This is a genomic window from Nordella sp. HKS 07, from assembly GCF_011046735.1.
In the GTDB taxonomy this organism is placed as follows: Bacteria; Pseudomonadota; Alphaproteobacteria; order Rhizobiales; family Aestuariivirgaceae; genus Taklimakanibacter.
In genome coordinates, this window is the sequence record NZ_CP049258.1 from 4416933 (window position 1) to 4437158 (window position 20226).

Annotated in this window: 9 protein-coding genes; 7 read left to right on the forward strand and 2 right to left on the reverse strand. The window is 63.3% G+C overall.

What is annotated here, in order from left to right; genetic code table 11:
- The first annotated feature begins 127 nt into the window (after positions 1-127).
- Both G5V57_RS20800 and G5V57_RS20805 read left to right on the forward strand, forming a co-directional pair.
- Complete coding sequence (locus G5V57_RS20800; protein ID WP_165169473.1) at positions 128-550, forward strand: hypothetical protein; 423 nt, start codon at positions 128-130, stop codon at positions 548-550.
- A gap of 330 nt (positions 551-880) precedes the next feature.
- On the forward strand, positions 881-1507 hold the full coding sequence (locus G5V57_RS20805) for a FecR domain-containing protein (RefSeq protein ID WP_165169474.1): 627 nt from the start codon (positions 881-883) through the stop codon (positions 1505-1507).
- Positions 1508-1582: 75 nt separating this feature from the next.
- Here the strand turns inward: G5V57_RS20805 and G5V57_RS20810 are convergent, their stop codons facing one another.
- Both G5V57_RS20810 and G5V57_RS20815 read right to left on the reverse strand, forming a co-directional pair.
- Complete coding sequence (locus G5V57_RS20810; protein WP_371744573.1) at positions 1583-3514, reverse strand: CHASE2 domain-containing protein; 1932 nt, start codon at positions 3512-3514, stop codon at positions 1583-1585.
- A gap of 161 nt (positions 3515-3675) precedes the next feature.
- The gene (locus tag G5V57_RS20815; protein ID WP_165169476.1) at positions 3676-4017 is read right to left on the reverse strand and encodes a nuclear transport factor 2 family protein; all 342 of its coding nucleotides are present in this window, start codon (positions 4015-4017) and stop codon (positions 3676-3678) included.
- 266 nt (positions 4018-4283) lie between these two features.
- Between G5V57_RS20815 and G5V57_RS20820 the strand changes: the two genes are divergently transcribed.
- The 5 genes from G5V57_RS20820 to G5V57_RS20840 are packed head-to-tail and all read left to right on the forward strand — an operon-like array spanning position 4284 to position 20188.
- Complete coding sequence (locus tag G5V57_RS20820) at positions 4284-5966, forward strand: hypothetical protein (RefSeq protein WP_165169477.1); 1683 nt, start codon at positions 4284-4286, stop codon at positions 5964-5966.
- Positions 5967-5979: 13 nt separating this feature from the next.
- Entirely contained in the window at positions 5980-9465 is a 3486-nt protein-coding gene (locus tag G5V57_RS20825; RefSeq protein WP_165169478.1) for a DUF6603 domain-containing protein, read from the forward strand.
- Positions 9462-12788 carry a hypothetical protein gene (locus G5V57_RS20830; RefSeq protein ID WP_165169479.1) on the forward strand — a complete coding sequence of 1109 codons (3327 nt, stop codon included), beginning with the start codon at positions 9462-9464 and terminating at the stop codon, positions 12786-12788. Before G5V57_RS20825 ends, G5V57_RS20830 begins: the two co-directional genes overlap by 4 nt.
- 7 nt (positions 12789-12795) lie before the next feature.
- Complete coding sequence (locus G5V57_RS20835) at positions 12796-18324, forward strand: hypothetical protein (RefSeq protein WP_165169480.1); 5529 nt, start codon at positions 12796-12798, stop codon at positions 18322-18324.
- Positions 18317-20188 (forward strand): hypothetical protein, encoded by a 1872-nt coding sequence (locus G5V57_RS20840; protein ID WP_165169481.1) that lies wholly within the window; start codon positions 18317-18319, stop codon positions 20186-20188. The genes G5V57_RS20835 and G5V57_RS20840 overlap by 8 nt, the downstream gene beginning before the upstream one ends.
- Positions 20189-20226 lie beyond the last annotated feature (38 nt).

Genomic DNA, 20226 nt, shown 5'->3' on the forward strand with positions numbered 1-20226 from the left:
GTAATGAGGAAAGCGACGATTCTCGCCGGTGTGGCACTATTGGCTTTAACGGCAACGAGCCATGCATTTGCGAATCAGACACCAGCAAAGCCAATGATTCTCGCCGATAGCGGTACCGGCGGCGGCGATGGCGGCGGCAGCGGCGGCGGCACTGACGGCGGCGGCGGTGGCGGTGACAGCGGCGGCAGCGGCGGTGACGGCGGCGGCAGCGGCGGCGGCGGTGACGGCGGCGGCGGTGTCGGCGGCCACGATGGCGGCGGCGGCGGCGAAGGCGGCGGCGGCGGTGAAGGCGGCGGCGGTGGCGGTGAAGGTGGCGGCGTCGGCGGCCATGATGGCGGCGGCGGTGGCGGCGGCGGTGATGGCGGCGGCAGCGGCGGCGGCGGTGACGGCGGCGGCAGCGGCGGCGGCGGTGACGGCGGCGGCAGCGGTGGCGGCGGTGACGGCGGCAGCGGCGGCGGCGGTGACGGTGGAACACCGACACCGGTACCCGGTGATGGCGGCGGCGGCGGCACTGATGGCGGCGGCAGCGGCGGCTAAGCGCTACATGTAACAAGGCCTCCCTTAGGGGAGGCCTTTCTCATTTCTTTAGCTAAGGGTCCGTGGGCTGTCGGCCGGCAAGCGGCGTGGATAATGTTTTGCGCGCTGGGTGCCTTCTGAAACCATGTGGATTTTCGGCGCCCGATCTGAAACCATGTGGATTTTCGGCGCCCGAACCTCATCTTGAGAGGCAGGTACTTTCCAGTTCTTTAGCTGGCGGGGGGGTAAGGCCTTATTTCGGTATTGCGTATTGTCCTGGCGACTGTAACCTGATCCTTCACCGCGCAGGCATGGTGACGTTGTATAATAAGAGAAGTCCGAACGCGCCGTGGAAGGAGTGTTCATGAGGCGACTAGGCTTTTTGCACGCCCTCGACCGTCGGCGAGCCTTGCAGGCAATTGCAGCCGCAGCAGCATATTGTGTGGCGCTGCCCGCCATCTCCGCCGAAACGGCTGTCGGCGCGGTATCAGAAATCACCGGCTATGCTTTTGGCGAGCTCAATGACAAACGTCGCAAGCTGACGCGGAGATCATCGATTTTTCTCAAAGACACGCTCAGAACTGCGGCCGATTCGCGGCTCGGGGCCCTGCTTGCGCGCAGAACGCGCTTACGCCTTGGGGCCGAGACCTCCGTCAGGATTGATCGTTTCATCGTCGACAGCGGCGGTGAACTCGTTTTGGATAAGGGCGCGCTTCTCATCGATACGAGAGGCAGACTTCTGAAGAGTCTCGAAGTCCAAAGCCCCTTCGCGCTTATCGCTGTGCGGGGAACGCGGTTCTTCGCGGGACCCATCGATGGCATATTCGGCGTGTTTGTCGTGAGAGGCGCAGTTGATGTGACGGGTGGTGGCAGCACGGTCCGTCTTAACGCGGGCGAAGGCACAGACATTGCTAGCCCAGGCGCCGCCCCCGGACCCATCAAAGTCTGGGGCAAGCCCAAAATCGCGAAGGCGATGGCTCTGGTTAATTAGGACGCCATTGCGTAAACCGCGCCGATCCGTGCAAGCACGTGCGCAAAAATAACGAGATCGAACGCCAGACTGATTCTACGAGATCTGGGGCGATGACACGGATTCAGGTTCGAACACTTGGATCTTCTCGTCCAAGCCACTGATCTCGATCATGCCATGGTTGCGCAAGGAAATGCGGCCGCGAAGTTCGGCGACCGTGCCCGGTCCGAGCAGAACCGATGTGCCCAGGCGCTTGTTCGCGCCTTCGAGCCGGGACGCGAGATTCACCGCCCGCCCATAGGCCGTATAATCGCGCCTGGATCCTCTTCCAACGTCGCCCAGAACGGCCAGGCCGGTTTCTATGCCGATGCGTGTTCGCCCTAGTTGTGCCGCGACCGGATTCCCGTCCTGCCGGAGGCGTTCCGTCGCCTCGACGATGGCACAGGCGCACGTTACGGCTTTCTCGGCGTGATCCGGCAGGTCGAGTGGTGCGTTGAAGAAAGCATGAAATGCATCGCCCACAATCTTGTCCACCATGCCGCCATGACTCACGATGATGCCCGCCACAGTTTCGATATAGCGGTCAAGCAGGGAAATAGTGGCCTCCGGGCCGATCCGCTCCGTCAGCGCGGTGAAGCCTTCGATATCGGTGATGAGCGCCGTGATCATGCGCGTCTCGCCCGCAAAGCCGATCTCCTTCGGATTCTCGACGATGCGCCGGATGATTTCTGGCGGAAGGTGGAGGGCGAAGCGTCTTTCTATCGCTACTCGCTGGCGATAGGTCCTGGCGAACTGAGTAAGGCCAGCGCCCTGGACGGCGATCAATGCGATGAGCACCGGGATGAGAGGATCTGTCAGGAGCAGGGACCTCGTACTGAGCATGAGCGCTATGGCTATCCAGGCCGCGGAGAGGGCGGCCACGGCCACGAGCGCGCGCGCCGGCGAGAGATAGATCACCGACAGAATGCCGAGCACGCCGATCAGGCCACCGATCGCGATCTCTATCCAGGCCATGGCCTCCGGGCGCGTCGGAATATGTCCGCTGATCACCTGTTCGACGGCTTCCGCCTCGATCTCGACCGACGGCATGAATGGATCCGCCGGCGTCAGCCGCAATCCGCCGGCTTCCGGCGCGCTGGCGCCGAGCATTACGATCTTACCTGCAAGTACTTGCGGTGCGATGCGGCCGGACAGAAGCGCCTCGGCTGGGATGGTTAACCTGCTCCGATCTGCCCTTGTCGCGAAATGAAGCCGCATCGTGCCGTCGTGCGGCAGGGGGATGGTGTATCTTCCGACGCGAAGCGCCTGCGGCGGGGCGGAGGCAATCAGATTGCTGCTGCCTTCCGCCGCCTTGACGGTTTCGACGGCAAAGCCGGCAAAGAGCGTGTCTGCGCCTGCCGCCAGCAGGTACACAGAACGCACAGGCTGACCCTCCTCCGCCGGCAGCGAAGTCACACCGAGACCCCGGGCGTTGGCCACGAAGGCAGGTGCGGGCAGCACGACTCCGGGCATCTGTAGGAGGTCCGGTACCTCCACCACACCCTGTGTGGCAATGGGTGTCGACGAGGGCAGGGAGAGTGCCGAACTCGGCGCGGGGTCGAGCAGCATCGCTAGGACTGTGGGCACGCGCGCTATGGCTTGCGCGAGTTTCTCGTCCGCCGGATCGGCCTCCGTCGTCTCCCGCGGGGAGAGCACGATGTTGATAGCAACGGATTTGGGCTGCCCGTGCGCGATTCTGTCGACCAGTTCGGCCAGACGACTTCGCGGCCAGGGCCATGGTCCAAACTCTGCCAGCGCATCTCTGCCGATTTCCACGACGATCACGGGGCTCGTGGCATTCGGCCGGGGGGACCAGATGAGCATGCGGTCGAAAACATTCTCGCGCAGATTTCGCACCACATTGCCGGGGTCTAGCAGAGCCGCAGCGAGAGCCGCGAGCAGACAGAGGCCCCCGACCAAGGGGACGAGCCGAGCGCCTGCTTTAATCGGTCTCATGCGGCGATGCCTCACCTCGCAAGACAAAGTCATGCCCAGGCGCCGCCTCAGGTGGCATCGTCGCCCGGTATTGCGACTTTATTCCAGTTCAACATAGTCCGCGACAGTCGATCACGTAGTGGAGAAATACTTGCATACCCTTCGACTATCGCCTCGATCGGGGACTTGGATGAAGCCGCATTTCACTTGCGCGCTCACACCGGTTCGTTGGCCCAGCCGAGCAACTGCCATTGACCGTCGCGCCGAACGAAGAGGCGCAGGTTGTGGAACTCCCGGACGCCGGCAGTTACGATGCATTTCACGACTGCCCGACTCCCATGGATCTCGATGGGCTCGACGATGCGGGTCACCCGTGTGCCCCCTGGCGCTACTTTCTCCAGATACGCGATCCGGTCGTCGACGGTCCGGGCCTCGTCGGCACGCTGGAACGCAAGCCGAGGGGCGAGGATCGAGGCAAGCCATTCGCGGTCGCCCCGGTTCTCGGCGTCGGCGATCTTAAGGTTCAGTTCTATCAGCGCCTGTACGTCGTCGCTCATTTTGCGGTTCTCACTAGGGTCGCAGGACGACCGTATCCGATTGATGAGGAGTGATGCCAGATCGGAATGGGATGTGGTTCAAAACGACACGAAGGCAGCGAGCGCGCTTGTGCCAGTCCGTGCCTTCCGGGAAACCCGAACACCTGCTATGATCATCCCCGATCCAGAACTAGCTTGGGGCGTGCTGGATCCAACTTCGCTACGTCTGTCTCTGTAGGACCCGCCGGGTCGATTCCGGCTCGAGTCGCCATAGAGGTGCACCCTGCATGGATAAGAAGCTCAGAGCGACATTGGTCGCCAAGCTCAGTGTGGACAAGAAGTTCGACAGCACGTACTCGGTCAAGAACCGCGAGTGGTTCGTTGGCGCGGTGCTTGATGCGCTGGCTGCCACGACCTCCGACTCCGGTCTCGAAGCCAAGGCGCGCGACATCGTGAACAAGGCCAATGCGCGCGTCAATCCGCCCACCAATACGGGCGCCACGGCCGGCCGTGACTTCAAGCTGCGCCTCGCGCTCGACGCCGCAATCGAAATGTTTGAGCGCAAGGACACGGCGCGGCGCGTCGAGATCATCTATGGCGCCATCGCAGGCAATCTCGCACTCGCCGAATCCTCACAGGATGCATTGTTCGAATTCATCATACGGCGCCGTTATCGCACGGCACTGCGCATGGTCTATGACGTCAATCCGAACGAAAACGGAATATTCGTGTATCCAGGCGAGTGCACCACATTCGTGCCGACCGCCGCGCGTCCGGCCTGGCGCGTGAATTTCGATTCCAAGGATCTATGGGAGCGTTTTACTGCCGGCATGGTTCCACTGCGAGTTCGTGTCCCGCCTAACACCACGCCGGATCCGAAGAAGGCTGCGGAGACGCTCTGGAAGGCGAAAAACGACCCGTGCGATTCGAATCTCTTCGACTGCGCCCACGGGGTCTCCTGCGTGCTGATGGATTCACTGTTCGAGGCGGACAGGGTGGATCAGTTCCTGAAGGCGATTCACGCGCGTGGTCCAAACCATTTGGCTATCATCCATCCCACCCTCTTCCCGGAAACGCATTATCTCTGGGAGAAGCCGACCGAAGCGAAGAAAGTATTTTCCAAGGAGCAGGTTGTGCCGGCCGACTTCCAGGTCGGTGATCACGTGTACATCTTCAATCACGGCATCTATCCGCAAGTGATGCCGCTGGGTTTCTGGAGCGGCGAGCACTCCATCGTCGTCAACTGCGGTAATCGGAAATTCGCCGACCGCAAGGGTTTCCTCTTCAGCGGGCATGGGCTGGACGAGCCGGAAACTGTCGAGTCGCTGCACGATGACCTGATCAAGGACCTGCAGACCGCGATACATCGAGCTTATTCGATCGGCCGTATCTTTCTGGACTATCGGCGCAGCAACAATACGTCCATTCCGACAACAAAGGTACAGACGCTGACGGACACGACAAAGGACAAGAACAACAATGACGTTACCGTCTTCTGGTTCGTAATCGACGTCGAGTTCAAATACGGAAACTACAAAGCCCCGAAGGTGCGGGGAGCAAAACAGCCCCAGCTGTCGGAACCCGGATTCATCGTGTTTGAAGTGCCTGACTTGAAGGCGTTCTCGATCTCGCCTCGCGGAGTTGACACGATTGGCGATCAAAGGAACTTAGGATTGGATAAGGCCACGGTCATCCAACGCACTGGCACGCCCACGGCTGGCGGCAGCATCTACGACCGGCGGCTCTGGGAAATTCCTTTTCTCGATCCCGATAGCGGAACGGAGAAGACCTTCCCGGTTTTCGGGGGTGAGGGAGGAAGTCTTAAGCTGTTGAGTCGCCAGGAGATGCCGAAGTTCAAGTTTGGGCGCCTCACGGCGACGGACACGGGCGCTCTGACGACGCGCCCGACGTCGGATGCCTCAGCCACGTATGTGAGTTTCCTTAAGTCTTCCGGCGCGTTGCCGCCCTGAGCTCTGGCGTATCATGGAAGTCAGCGATCTCATCTTCCTACGCGATCTGGTCCAGCGCTTCTCGGGGCCGCTCGTCAAGGCGACAGGCTCGCAGGACGAGGCTGCTGCTCTTCTTGTTCAACTCGGTTACCAGCCGCCGGCGGCCGTCACTGCCTTCCAGGATCTGAGCACGGCCATAACGGCGGTCGATGCGCTCGTCGCGGCGATCGAGGAATTGCCCGAGGACCCGGATGCGGAGGCCATCGGCGAGGCCGCGTTGCGGACCCTGCCGGCGGTCGCCGCAATTATCGTTTCGCTGAATCAGTTCGCCTCCAGCATCCAGGCCAACTTCGCGGGCTCGGATATCCTCAACCAGACGGACATCGTGGGGTCCATCGGCCGCAAGCTCCTTGACTATCTCATCCTGCGTCTGCTCGAGGATCACTACAGGACGCTCGGTTCGGCCTTGGGGCTGCTTGGGCTCGTCGAAACCGAGGAAGTGACGTCCGCACCCACTCAATTCGAGACTGCCTATCTCAAACGCACCGTCAACTGGGACAAGCTGCCGGATCTCTTCACGGATCCGATCGGCATGGTGCTGACGAATCTCACCAGCAATGACGAAGTGTATGTTTTCCGCATCCTGCAGTTCGTCGGCGACCTCGGTCTGTCGCTCGGCCTCCAGACTGGCTTTCAATCCCCCGATGCGGCCATTCTCCGGCGCTTCAACGACAACGCGGACCTGCTGTCGCAGGACGACTCCGACGAGTTGACGACATTGCGCGTTCCGCTGATCGCGGATGAACCGGCTGCGGATCTGGCGTTGGAACTCTACCCCATCCGAAATTTCAACACCGGCAAGTATACAGGCATCGGCTCGGCGCTGAGCTTCGGCAGCACCATCGACATTCCGCTGGGCGAGCGCTTGCACATGCTGCTGAAGTTCAGCGCCAATGTCGCGGACGGACTCGGCGTCACGCTTTCCCGTTCGGGTGAGCTGCGGTTCACGGGCAGCCTGTTCACCGGAAATGCGGCGCAATTCGCGGACTCCGTACAACTCGGCGCCCGCATCGCACTGGAGCCGAGCGAGGAGGCGGTGGCCGAAAGCAAGCTCGTATCGCTTGGCGCTCCCGGTGGCATCCATTTCGAGATCGGTTCCGGCACGCTGGCGCTCGGCGTCGAGAAGCAGGCCTCGATCCGCCTTTTCGCGGAGACCGAGCTGCGAAAAGGCCGGCTCGTCCTCAAATCCGACGATGCCGACGGGTTTATCGCCAAGCTGCTGCCTGAGGAGGGGATTACCACCGATTTCGAGCTCGGTTTCGGCATCGCGAACGACGCTGGCTTCTATTTCATCGGCAGCTCGGGCCTGGAGATCCGTCTTCCGCTGCATCTGCAGCTGGGGCCGATCGAGATCGATTATCTGACACTCGGCGCGAAATTCGACGCGGCAAAGATCCCGGTGACGGCCGCGACGGGCATCTCCGCTAAGCTGGGGCCCCTTGCCGCCGTGGTGGAGGACATCGGCGTGCAGGCCACGTTCGTGATCAAAGGCGATCGCTCCGGCAATCTTGGGCCGCTTGACGTGTCCTTCGGCTTCAAGCCGCCGAAGGGCGTGGGTCTCTCCATCGATGCCGGCGTCGTGAAGGGAGGGGGTTACCTCTTCTTCGATTTCGACAATGGCGAATATGCCGGTGCCATGGAGCTGACCATTGCGGACTTTCTGAGCTTGAAAGCCATTGGCCTCATCACCACGCGCCTGCCCGATGGCAGCCGCGGCTTCTCGATGCTGATCATCATCACGGCGGAGTTCAGTCCAGGCTTTCAGCTCGGCTATGGCTTCAAGCTGATCGGTGTCGGCGGTCTCCTGGGCCTCAATCGTACCGTCGTCCTCGAGGCGCTGGCCCTCGGCGTGCGCACGGGCGCCGTCGATGGAATCCTGTTTCCCACCGATCCGGTGGCGAATGCGCCGCGCATCATCAGCGATCTGCGCACGATCTTCCCACCCTATCTCAACCGCTTCCTCATCGGCCCCATGGCGAAGCTGGGCTGGGGCACGCCGACGCTGATCAGCCTCTCGCTCGGCATCATCATCGAAATTCCCGGCAATCTGGCGATCCTGGGTGTGCTGAAGGCGATCCTGCCCGACGAGGAAGCGGAGGTCCTGAAGCTTCAGGTCAATTTCGTGGGCGCCATCGAGTTCGACAAGAAGCGCGGCTGGTTCTTCGCGGCGCTGTTCGATTCGCGGGTGGTCTTCATCACGCTCGAAGGCGAGATGGGGATGCTCATCGCCGTGGGTGACGATGCGAATTTCGTGCTTTCGGTGGGCGGCTTTCACCCGCGTTTCTCGCCCCCGCCGCTGCCCTTCCCAAGCCCGAAGCGCATCTCGCTCGACATCATCAACACGCCGGTCGCCCGCATCCGCGCGGAAACCTACTTCGCCATCACCACCAACAGCGTGCAGGCGGGCATGCGCGCGGAGCTGTTCTTCGGCTACGATTCCATAGCCATCGAAGGGCACATGGCGTTCGATGCCCTGGTGCGCTTCTCACCCTTCTACCTGATCGTCGAAATCAGCGCCGGAGCATCCCTCAAGGCATTCGGCGTCGGTGTGTTCAGTCTTGATCTGCAGTTCACGCTGGAAGGGCCTACACCTTGGAGGGTGCGCGGCCGCGGCTCCGTCAGCCTGTTGTTCATTTCGATCTCGGCGGACTTCGATGAGACCTGGGGCGAAGCACGCGACACTACCTTGCCGCCAATATATATTGTGGACCTGCTGCTTGCCGAGTTCGCCAAGGCCGAGAACTGGCGTGCGCTGCCGCCGCCGGCGACGAATCTCCTCGTTTCGCTGCGCAAGCTGGACCTTCCCGGGGACGCGCTTGTACTGCACCCGATCGGCACGCTGGAGATCAATCAAAGCGCTATTCCCCTCGGGCTCACGCTTGAAAAGGTCGGCGCGCAGAAGCCGGCGGATGCGGATCGCTTCACGTTGAGCGTAGCGTCCCCTGGCCTTGCGAAGCGTCGTGATGCGCGGCGTGGCTTCGCGCCGGCGCAGTTCCGCGATCTCAACGATGCGCAGAAGCTCGCGGCGCCGGCATTCCAGAACGAAGTCAGCGGTGTCGAGCTCGGCGTGGTGGGCAGTGATTTTCGCGCCGGCCGAGCGGTCAAGCGCTCGCTAAGATACGAAATCACGACCATTGACACTTACTATCGGCGCTTCACACGTCGTTTTAGGGTGCTGGGTCTCGCCCTGTTTGCGCACTTCCTCAAAGGTGGTGCTGTTTCGAAAAATGCCTTCTCGCAAGGTCGGCGCAAGGGCATTCAACCCTTCGACGACAGCATCCGGGTCAGCCAGGGTGAGTATGCGGTCGTGTTCACGACGGACAACCGCGCGGCCTCGGCCGCCAGCGCTGGCTTTGCGACCGAGAGCGAGGCGCGGGAGTGGATGCATGACGCGGCGGAGGCTGATCCGAACATCAGCCTTCATGTGATTCCGGCCCATGAGATGAGCGAGGCGGCATGAAAGCAGACTATACTTTCCTGTCCTGGGCGCGTGAGGGCCTCGCCAATCGCATCACCGCGCCCGATCCGAATCCAGCCGCGCAGACACGCGCCGAGATCGACGTCGCGCTGACGCTTACTTCGCATGGTCTGGACGGCAGCGACACGCCCCACCCGGTCTCGCGCGCGGTCCAGCTATACGGGCCAGGGGACATTCTGGGGCTCGACGCGCGCACAGTGGTGCGCACGGAACCACGCGACTGGATCACCAACTTCGAACCCAATTATGTCGCCGCGATCGAGTTCTACGACGAAACTCTTCCCTGGCGCTACACGCCGGCGGCGCCGGATGCCGCAGGCGTGAGGCTACGGCCTTGGATGATGCTCATCGTGCTCGCGGAGGACGAATTTGGAGAGACGTCGGACGCGCAGACGCGCCCGTTGCCGGTCATCACCCTGACCGACGATGCTCTCGCCAATGCCATGCCCGATCCGGATACATTGTGGGCTTGGGCGCATATCCATGTGAACCGCGGTATCACCGCGAGCGATACGGAGATTGTCGCGGCGGATCGAGATGCGGTCGCCGCGCGCCTCGATGCGGCCGTGCGAGGTGATGCGGACATTGCCTATTCCCGTATCGTTTCGCCTCGGCGGCTGCTGGCGAACAAGACCTATCACGCCTTTGTGCTCCCGGTTTTCGAGTCTGGCCGGCTCGCGGGTCTCGGGCTCGATCCGGGCGCGGCGCCGAACGCCACCGCTTCCGCCTGGAAGAGCAACGGCCAGGACAAGAACGTCTTTCCTGTCTACTATCGCTGGCAGTTCCGCACCGGCGCGCTCGGTGACTTCGAAGCGCTTGTGAGGCTTCTGCAGCCGCGTCCTGTCGACAGACGCGTGGGCGTGCGGGACATGGATGTGCAACGCCCCGGTGCAAACCTGCCCGGCATCGACGATGCGAGACTGCATGGTGTCCTCCAGCTCGGGGGCGCTCTGAGGGTGCCGCGCTCCAGCCTGAGTCAGGAGGAGCACGACGCGGTCCTGGCGCAGGAAAACTGGGCGCAACCAACGCCACATCCCTTCCAGAGCAAGCTCGCGGCCTTGATTAACCTGGCGGATGACTACCAGCATTCGAGCGCAGCGCAGGCGAATGCGGTGCCGGATGTCAGCGGTATCACGCAGGACCCTGACCCGTTGATCACGCCGCCTCTATATGGCCGTTGGCATGCGCTCACACAGCGGCTCCTCAAGGAGCGGACCGGACAGTCTGTACCCAATCCCCAGAACTGGGTGCACGAGCTGAACCTCGATCCGCGCTTCCGCGTGCCCGCGGGATTTGGCACTCGCGTCGTGCAGGACAAGCAGGAAGATCTCATGGCCGCCGCGTGGGAGCAGGTAGGAGACGTGCTCGAGGCAAATCAGCGACTGCGGCGCCTGAAGTTCTCCCAACGCGCCGCCTTCGTATGGCACAAGACGCATCTGGGGGCGATCAGCGCCAATGATCCCGCGCAGGCGATTGCGCTGACGGAGCCAGTCCAGGCCCGCGTGATCGCCGGCGGGGTGACGATGCGATCCGTCATCGCCGCGAGTGCGGTGCCGCCGGCGCTTTTGGCGCCCACCATGCGACGAATGACGCGGTCGGGCGCGCATCTGATGCGGGCATTGCCCTTCAGTGAAAGCATCCGTCGGCAGGATCTGATCCTGCGCGTGAATAGTGGGCAGGTGCTTGCTGCGCCACCCAAGTTCGTGCCGCCCGGCGTCGTCACCGTTGACCAGGTGGTCGATGCGGCGCTGCCGAGTATGCTGCCCGGCTGGCTCGCCGGGCTCCTTCGCAACTCACCATGGGCCGTGGCACTGCCGCTGATAGTCGCAATTGTGCTTGTGGTCTTGCTGTGGTTCCTCGGCTTTCCTCTGGTGGCGATGGTGCTTGTCGTCGTCGGCGCCGCCGCTGCCTACGCCTTGTACCGGGCATTGCGCACGCTTCGCGCGACTGACAGCTTGAAGGAGTTCGGCCAGACGCCTGCCTCCGTCGATGCGCTGCCGGCAAGCCCTGACTTCACGCTGGCAGTGCCGGGCACTACAGTTAATCCCGTGACGCTCCAGGAGGGCGGCACGGACAGTGCTGAGGGCGCCCGGTTCAAGACCGCGCTCAAGGATCTCAACCGGCTCCTGCGCGCCAGCACCGACGCGGATACGGTTGGCGAGAACGGGCCGGCAAGGCCGCGTCTCGACCTGCCACGGGTCGCGCGACAAACGCTGGCGGCTATTGATCCGGCGCTGACCATACCGCGGCTCGCTCGCGCGCAGATCCGCGTACCTCCTCGTATCCGCGCCGAGCGTCCGGAGGAATTCGTGGAGGCGATGGCATATCCGGTGTTTGACCTGCCGATGTACGCGCCCCTGAGGGATATCTCCGCCGAGCTCCTGATCCCCAACGTGAATTTCATCGGCAACAACACGATCACTCTTCTGGAAACGAACCAGAAATTCATCGAGGCCTACATGGTCGGCCTCAATCATGAATTCGCACGCGAATTGCTATGGCGCGAATATCCGACTGACCAGCGCGGCAGCTGCTTTCGCCAGTTCTGGGATGTGTCGAGTTTCCTGTCCGCGGCTGGAGCGGACGACGCAACCCTAAGGGAGAAGCTGCGCGACATCCCTCCCTTGCATCTTTGGTCCCGCGCCTCGAAGCTCGGCGATCATGACGCGCGCGAGCGCACCGGGGACAATGAGGAAGAAGTCGTGCTGGTCATCCGCGGCGAACTGCTCAAGCGTTACCCGACTGCCGTGATCTATGCGCAAGCCGCGGACTGGGCGCGCAAGCCGAACGGAGATATCGATCGCGCCAAGGAGCGCTCGCTGGTGGAGCTCACTGCCGCTGAAGAGGCGGACCCTCCGCGTGAGAAGCTGCGCACGCCGCTCTACCAGGCGAAGATCGAGCCCGATATCTATTTCTTTGGCTTTGACCTCACGGTCGCGGCGGCGCGCGGCGGCAGCGGCGAGAATCAGGGCGATCCGGCAGGATGGTTCTTCGTCATCAAGGAACGCCCCGGCGAGCCGCGCTTCGGATTCGATGAAACCTCCGATCCCCAGATCGTGGTCTATAACGATCTTGGTTGGGATCGCGTGCCGATGAACGGGCAGTTCATACAGCCCCTGGGTGCCAACCCGCCGACCATCCCCGCAAGTTCGCCGGCGGATCAGGCTGAAAAAGAGGAGCAGCGCGCTGAGGACCAGAACGTGCGCTGGGATGGTGGCGTCAGCGCCGCGGAACTCGCTTACATCATGTATCAGGCGCCCGTCATGGTCGCCGTGCACGCTGCCGAAGCACTTCCGGCGGGATGAGAACACCATGGCGGACTTCACCAGCGCACGCTCGGCACTCGAACAGGCTCGCAGGGAGGCGCGAGAGGCGGGAGATGCACTGGCCGCTTCCCGGCGCCAGGTGGAGCGACTCGCCGGACAACATGCCAAATTGGCGCGGACGCAGCGGCGAGCGGGTGACGGCGAGCTCGCGAAGGAACTCAAGCGGGCACGCAAGGAGGAATCCGCGGCACGTGTGCGTGTGAAGCGCGCCGCGGCCGCCGCAGCCAAGCGGGCTGCCGAATTTGCGAAGTTCGCGGACCCGCGCAGAGAGATCGCCCAGTGGAGCGACGAGATACCCATTCTCCTGCTGCCCGTTCGCCTTGAGACGCGCTTCAAAACCGTCACAGACGAGGACGCGACGCGCGAGGAGCTGTGGGTGCGTATTTACCCTGATACATGTGCCATCGACACCTTCGAGCCCAAGTTGTCGGAAACCGAGTTGGCCAATGGCCGGCGTTATTGGATCGAGACCTGGGCCGCGGGTGGGGACGAGCCGCAGCGGCGCGCCGCGTGGCGCAATCTGGTGGCGAGTCACGGCTCCGGCCGCGCGGCGTGGATCGTGCGCAATTACGTCCCCCCGGATATCCCGCCCGAGAAGGGGAATCCGGAAGATCTGCTGCTGGTGATTGCCACCGAGACACCGCCGAGCGCCGACGAACAGGCGGCCCTCGCGGCCTACTGGAAATCCGTCTGGCGCGCCGCGGGAGATCAGGCGCGCATCGCGACGGCGCTTCAGACACTCGCCGGAAGTCCGGGCGTAAGCGATCCCGCGCCGCTGATCGAGCGATATGTGCCGGACAACCTGAATGTCGCGCCGCCGGCCTCCACCACCCGGGATCTGGCCGTGCTCGAGCTCTCCTGGCTGACATTGCCTGCGGCGGGGGACCCACGGTCCCGATCGTGGACATCACCCGCCCGCGTGGAAGTGATGCCGGATCACTTTGTGATCCTGGGCTACCAGGACGGTAATCTCGTATTCGAAGCCCAGGGGGCGGCTATCCCGTCGCCGCTCATTGCCGGTCCGGACCCTGCAGCACCCGCGGATGACCAGCTGGCGCCTGACGTCGATGGCAATCTGCGCGTGCCGGACGAGATGCGCTGGATGGTGGACTTCGGCGCCGCGGTGAAGGTGGGGATGGGCGTCAAAGTGCCGCTCGACCCCGCGCGTATCGACTTGACGCGACCTCTTGAGCGCGTGGTCGCCATTGGCCTGCGTCTCTCCGAGGACGCCGAGGGCGGCCAGGAGCGCGTGGAGGAGTTGATCAGCCATCACCGCTATGGCCGGGCGGGATTGGCACTGGTCCGCCAGGGAACTCCCACCAACAACACCGATGACAAGGGTGCCGGCTACGATCGCAGCGACGACGCCAATGCGGCATACGACGCCCTGTTCGGTGAGCGCGACAAGCTGCCACCTGGAAGCGATTGGTGGCAGCGACGCGATGGCGATTGGCTGGCCGACGCGCTTGGCGTTGATGCGCGGACATTGGATCGCCTCCCTCAGGCCGGCGGGATGGATTTCGCCGAGGCGCGCGCCATGAACCGTGCGCTATGGCCCGCCACATTCGGCTACACGATGGAAACGATGCTGAATCCGGTGTTCGACGCCGCTGAGATCGAGGCCACGCGCTGGTTTCAGACGCACTTCGTCACCGGCCGTGGCATGTTGCCGGCCTTGCGCATTGGCGATCAGCCCTATGGTATACTGCCGGTAAGCGCGATTTCGCGGTGGAAGTGGCTGGATGACGATCGCGTCTATGGCATCGACGGCTTGCGGATTCCGACGAATTTCATCGCCTATCGCCAAGGGCTGGCGAAGCTGCTTGCCGCCATGCGCGGCGACTGGGCTCAACTCTCGCAGGCGGCGAGTTTTGTGGGCAAGCGAGGTGATCCCCACCAGCTCCTGCTCGACATCATCGGATTGCATCCGGGTTCCGTCGAATTCCACCAGCGTTATTCCCAGGGCCTCGAGCACCTCTTCAATCGCGCAAGGCTGCAGGATGCGGGCGCGCAGATCGTCACAGCGCTCGAGAGAAACCAGTCGCAAGCCGCCGCGCTCGCGCTGTTGCGCAGGCTCGGCTATACGGGCGCGATCGAGCCGGACGGCCTCAGCCGGTTCTTTTTCACGCGCGCGAACCGGCTGAATGGGCCGGTCATCGACGATCGCCCTTTGTCCGAACAGGCTGCCATTCGCGCCTACACGGTCGATAACCGCAACTACATCACCTGGCTGTTCGATGCCGCGCGCGGCGCCTTTGAGGATCTGCGCCAGGAGCGGGGCTTCAAGGGCGGCGAAGCGCCGGATGCGCTGCTCTACGTCATGCTGAGGCATGCCCTGCTGCTCGGCTATTGGGACAGCAGCCTGCGGCTGCATCTGGAGACGGAGGCCATGACCGCGGAGGAAGTCGCCGGCGCGCGGCACGAGCCTGCGTTCATGCATATTGCCGGCGAGAAGACCGGCTCCGAAAGCCGCTACGTATATCTTTACACGCAAGATGCGCGCGTCGCGGGCACTGACCTCAATGCGGCTGAGCATATCGCCAGGAGCCTCGGCACGGCCGCTACGGAGTGGCTGGATGATCAGCTTGCCGCTCTGGATCTGCTGAAAGATGTTCCGACGGCACGCCTGGAGCGCTGTCTCGCCGAGCACATCGATATAGCCAGCTTCAGGCTGGATGCATGGCTGCTCGGTCTCGTGCACTACCAGCTCTCGGCGCTTCGCTATCGCAAAGGGAGCGATTCCGCCGGAAATTCGGTACCCATACGCCGGGGAATTCACCTGGGCGCTTATGGTGTCCTTGAGAATCTGCAACGCAAGACCGCGTCCTTGCAGCCAGCGAAGCTCGATGACGAGCTCGCTCAGCTATTCGATCCGGAAGGGAAGGCGCCACCGCTGCGCGATCCCGACAATGGCGGCTACATCCTGGCGCCATCGATCCATCAGGCGACGACCGCGGCGATCCTGCGCGCAGGGTACCTCGCCAATGCCTCAAGGGGCAACCCGGGCGCTTTGGCGGTGAACCTCTCTTCGGCGCGCGTGCGCGTTGCTCTGGGGCTCATCGAAGGGATCCGCAACGGCCAGCCGCTGGGCGCGCTGCTCGGCTATCGTCTGCAGCGCGGCCTGCATGAAGGTCATGGAGCGCTGGAGCTCGATCGCTTCATCTATCCCCTGCGCAAGCTGTTTCCGCTCGTGGCGGACCAGATGGTCTCGACGCAAACAGGCACGGACATTCCGATCGAAGCCGTCGAGGCCAACAATGTGATCGACGGGCTCAAGCTGATCGAGCATATCACCACTTCGGGCCAACGCTCCTATCCGTTCGGCCTGGCGTTGCCGGCGGCGAGCCAGGCGGAGGGCACCGCGATCGATGCGGAAATCGACGCATTGTTCGACGCGCATGATGCGGTCGCGGATCTGGCAGTCGCTGAAGGCGTCCACCAGGCAGTGCTTGGCAACTACGATCGCGTCGCGGCGACGCTTGACGCTTATTCAAAGGGCGGCTTCGCACCGGAGCCGGAGGTGGTGCGAACGCCGAGGAGCGGCCTCACGCTCACGCATCGGGTCGGATTGAATCTGGCGCCGGGCGCCAATGGAGAAGTATCGCCGCTGCCCGGCATTGGCGTCTCGCCAAGGTCGCGCGCGCAGCCCATGTTGAATGTGTGGTTGCGTGACCTGCTCCCCGAGCCTGACGAGGTAGGGTGCAAGGTTGAATGGTTCGATCCGGTTGCCAACATTCTCCGCGAGGTGACGGTCACGCAGACCGATATCGACCTGCAGCCCATCGATCTGCTCTATCTGGCGACACTCGATGGGGAGGCGGCGCTCGGCGAAATCGATGACCGCATTCTGAGGTCCGTGGTCGCGACGCACGCACCGCGCTCTGATGCCCTGATCACGATTCGCCACACGGCTCGGCTGCCGGAGCCGTTGAAGAGCTTTTTCGAGGTCGCATCGCTGATCCGGCATCTGCGCGCGCTGTTGCTCGCCTCACGCCCACTTGCGCCAACGGACATTTCGCTGAGCGGCGAGGCCGTACGCCAGCAGGATGCGACGCAGGTCATCGAGCGCAGTCGCGTGGCGGGCGTGCGCGACGCTCTCGCTGCGTTGCGACAGGACGTCGCCAATGCGGTCTTTGCGGCGCCCGTCGATTCGGCCATAGCGGCGGCGGCGGGGCTTTTCCAACGGGCGGCGCGATTCGGTATTCAGCAGGTGGGCTGGGGATTCATGTATCTCTGGCGGCGCCGTGTCTATGCGGGTCTGCTGGATCGCATTAATGTAGTGATCGCCCGGTGGGACGATCGGCTCGCCCGCTTCCAGGCTGGCCTCGCGGCGTATAATGCGCTGCCTGCCGCCACGAGCGACGAACAGCGATACCTGGCGCTTGGCCAGCTGGATCTGCTGCTTGCCCGCGTGCCGGTATCACCCCGGCCGGCGACTCCGCTCGCCTACCGCAACGCCTTGCCGGCCCGGCGGGACGCGCTGAATGCCAAGCGTCTTCAATTGCGGACATTGCTGGGCACGAATGATCCGCGCCTTTCCAAGCTGCTGACGGATATACAAGCGGTGTTGCCGCTTACCGACTTCGACCAAGAATCCTTCACACTCGACGACGTCATGGCGGACATGGACGCGTTCCTAGCGGATCTGCAGCGCCGCCGCGCGGCGCTCGATGCCGAGATCGGGCGGAGGATTGTCGCCGCGGATGCCGCACTCTCGGCTCACGATGCGGCAGCCGATCCAAAAACCCGCATTGACGCGCTTCAGGCTGGCGGCCGCGCCTTATTGGGAGAAGATCTGCGGCTAATTCCGGAGTTCACCCTGAATGCCACTCAGGCGGCCGAACTGTCGAACGCATTCACCGCCGGGGCGAACGGTACTCTAACTCAGCATCTTCGCACGGATCACGACCGGGAATTTCCGGTGGACGACTGGCTGCATGGCGCGACGCGCGTCCGCGAGAAGCTGCACGCATGGGAACAGGCGAATGCGCTGGCGGCCACAATGGGTGCATCCGAATGCGAACTGGTGCCATTGCAGCTCCCATATCGCGCGGACGACACGTGGCTCGCCATGGAACTCGACCCTGGCGAGGCCATCGAAGGCGAACGGCTTCTCTATACCGCTCATTTCGCAGGCGTCCCGGATTTCTCGGACAGAGTGTGCGGGCTGCTGTTGGACGAATGGACGGAAGTTCTCCCTGTGCGCAGCGAGACGGTCGGCGCCGCCTTCCACTACGATCGGCCTGGCTGTGAGGCGCCACAGGCCTGGTTGCTCGCGACACCCGCGCAGATGAAGGGAAGCTGGCAGTGGGATGATCTGATCGGCGCGCTCGATGAAGCGCTGTCGCTGGCGCGATTGCGCGCGGTCGAGCCCGCACAGGTCGACACCACAGCCTATGCGCGCTTCCTGCCGGCAACGACGAGTGCGGTGACGTTGCACGGCATCTCCATCGCCGCCAATTACTCCAGCGTGAACAAGGTGGTGGCGCGAATACCGGGAGGGGCAGATGACTGACCGCTTCAACATCACCGACATGCCGGAGGCGCTCGGGGCACGACGCTTTCCGACGGTAACGACGTGGAATCGGCTGGAGGGGCGGCCGCGAACCGTCAATTTCACGCGCGCTCTCCGTACCGAAATACGTGACGCGCTTTGGATGCTGACGCGTCAGTGGCAGGTCGGCGAGTTCAGTGGTGAGGATGCCGGTTCGCCTGTCTTCGCCAAGGTGCATGTCGCCACATCGAAGCTGACGCGATTTCGTGCCGGCGCTGGCCCGGCGGTGGATTTCAGAGACGATATTCCCCTGGAAACGCAGGTGGAGCAGCTGCCGTGGCGAACCCGTATCGGTCGGGACAAGGTGTCGCTCGACCTGCGCCTGATGGCTGGGCGGCGCTGGCTTAGGCATTTGGCCGGAATCGGAAATTATGGCGCGCTCTTCGCGGGGAAGTACAAATTCGATCTGCCTGATCCCACACAGGCGTCGGATGCCGCGGTCTGCGCCGATCCCGAAGTGTGGCAGGGTTTTGCGGCCGTAGCGGGGCGAGCCGTCGATGGGATCTCGTTATATGAATACCTCAAGGGCGGCAGCGGTCGGCACGCCTATGACGGCCTGGCCGTGCTCGACATCCATAAGCCCGCGCTCGATGACGCGAGCAGGTCATTCGTCAGCTGGGTGGATCGATTGATCTCGCGTCCTTCTGCTCCCGATAATCCGGCATGGCGGGCCTCTCGGTTCGAATATCGGTTCGCGTGCTCAGCGCCGGTGGCTAGCGGCGAGAAGGTGTATGTCGCCGATGAATACCATCACGGCACCCTCGACTGGCATAGTCTTGATGTCGACCCGTCGCTCCCTTCGCTTGAGCCCCCGGATGCCGGTGCCGGCGCGGCGGATCCGCGGAAATCGGTCACGCGCACGATGATCCCGGTGCCGCTGACCTATGCGGGCATGCCCCAGCCCCGTTGGTGGGGCATTGAGGACCGCCGCACGAACTTCGGCGAGATCACGCCTGACACCACGGACCTTGCAAAGCTCTTGTTCATCGAATTCGGGCTCGTCTACTCGAACGACTGGTTCATCATCCCGCTGACGCTCGAGAGCGGAACGCTCGTCAGCCTTCGCGGTCTCATGGTGACTACCGTGTTCGGAGAACGTATCTGGGTGACGGCCGCGGGAAGCGGGCAGGATGAGGACTGGCAGCGTTGGTCGATGTATACTCACTCGACGCGCGGGAAAGGACGCAATGCGGACACCGATCTGCTGCTCCTTCCGACCGTGCCGAAAGTTCAGGAAGGCAGGCCGCTCGAGCAGGTCGTTCTCATGCGGGACGAGATGGCGAACATGGTCTGGGCCATCGAGAAGACGATTCCCGCACCAGACGGTGATGGCCGCTCGGGTGCTTCGAGTGCGCGCGCCACACGCGCCTATCTGGAACGGCTGGTGGCGGCGGCAGGGTCCGTTGGGCCGGCATTGATCCATGAGAACGAGGCGAAAATCCGCTACGACATCATGAGCAGCGTGCCGGAGAACTGGATCCCGCTCATTCCAGTGCGGGCAGATGGCGGCGGCCGCGCCATCGAGCTGCAGCGCGCGGCCCTGCCGCGCATCATCGAGGGTGACACCGCACCTCCCGTGCGTGTGAGGCCGCGGACCTCTCTCCTGCGGGTTGGGTTGGATCAATCCTCGCCGCAGCCCTTCTTCGTGCCGGAAGAGGAAGTGCCGCGCGCCGGCGCGATCGTGTCGCTCGGCTACCAGCGCACCCGCTGGCTGGACGGCAGTGTGTTCGTCTGGAGCGGCGCTCGGAAAATCACCGGCCGTGGCGAGGGTTCGAGCGGGCTCGCCTTCGACCGGTTGGTGGATGTGAAGCCGCTTCGGCCGTGACGTCCGATGGGGCGCATCGAAACCACGAGCGGACCGCC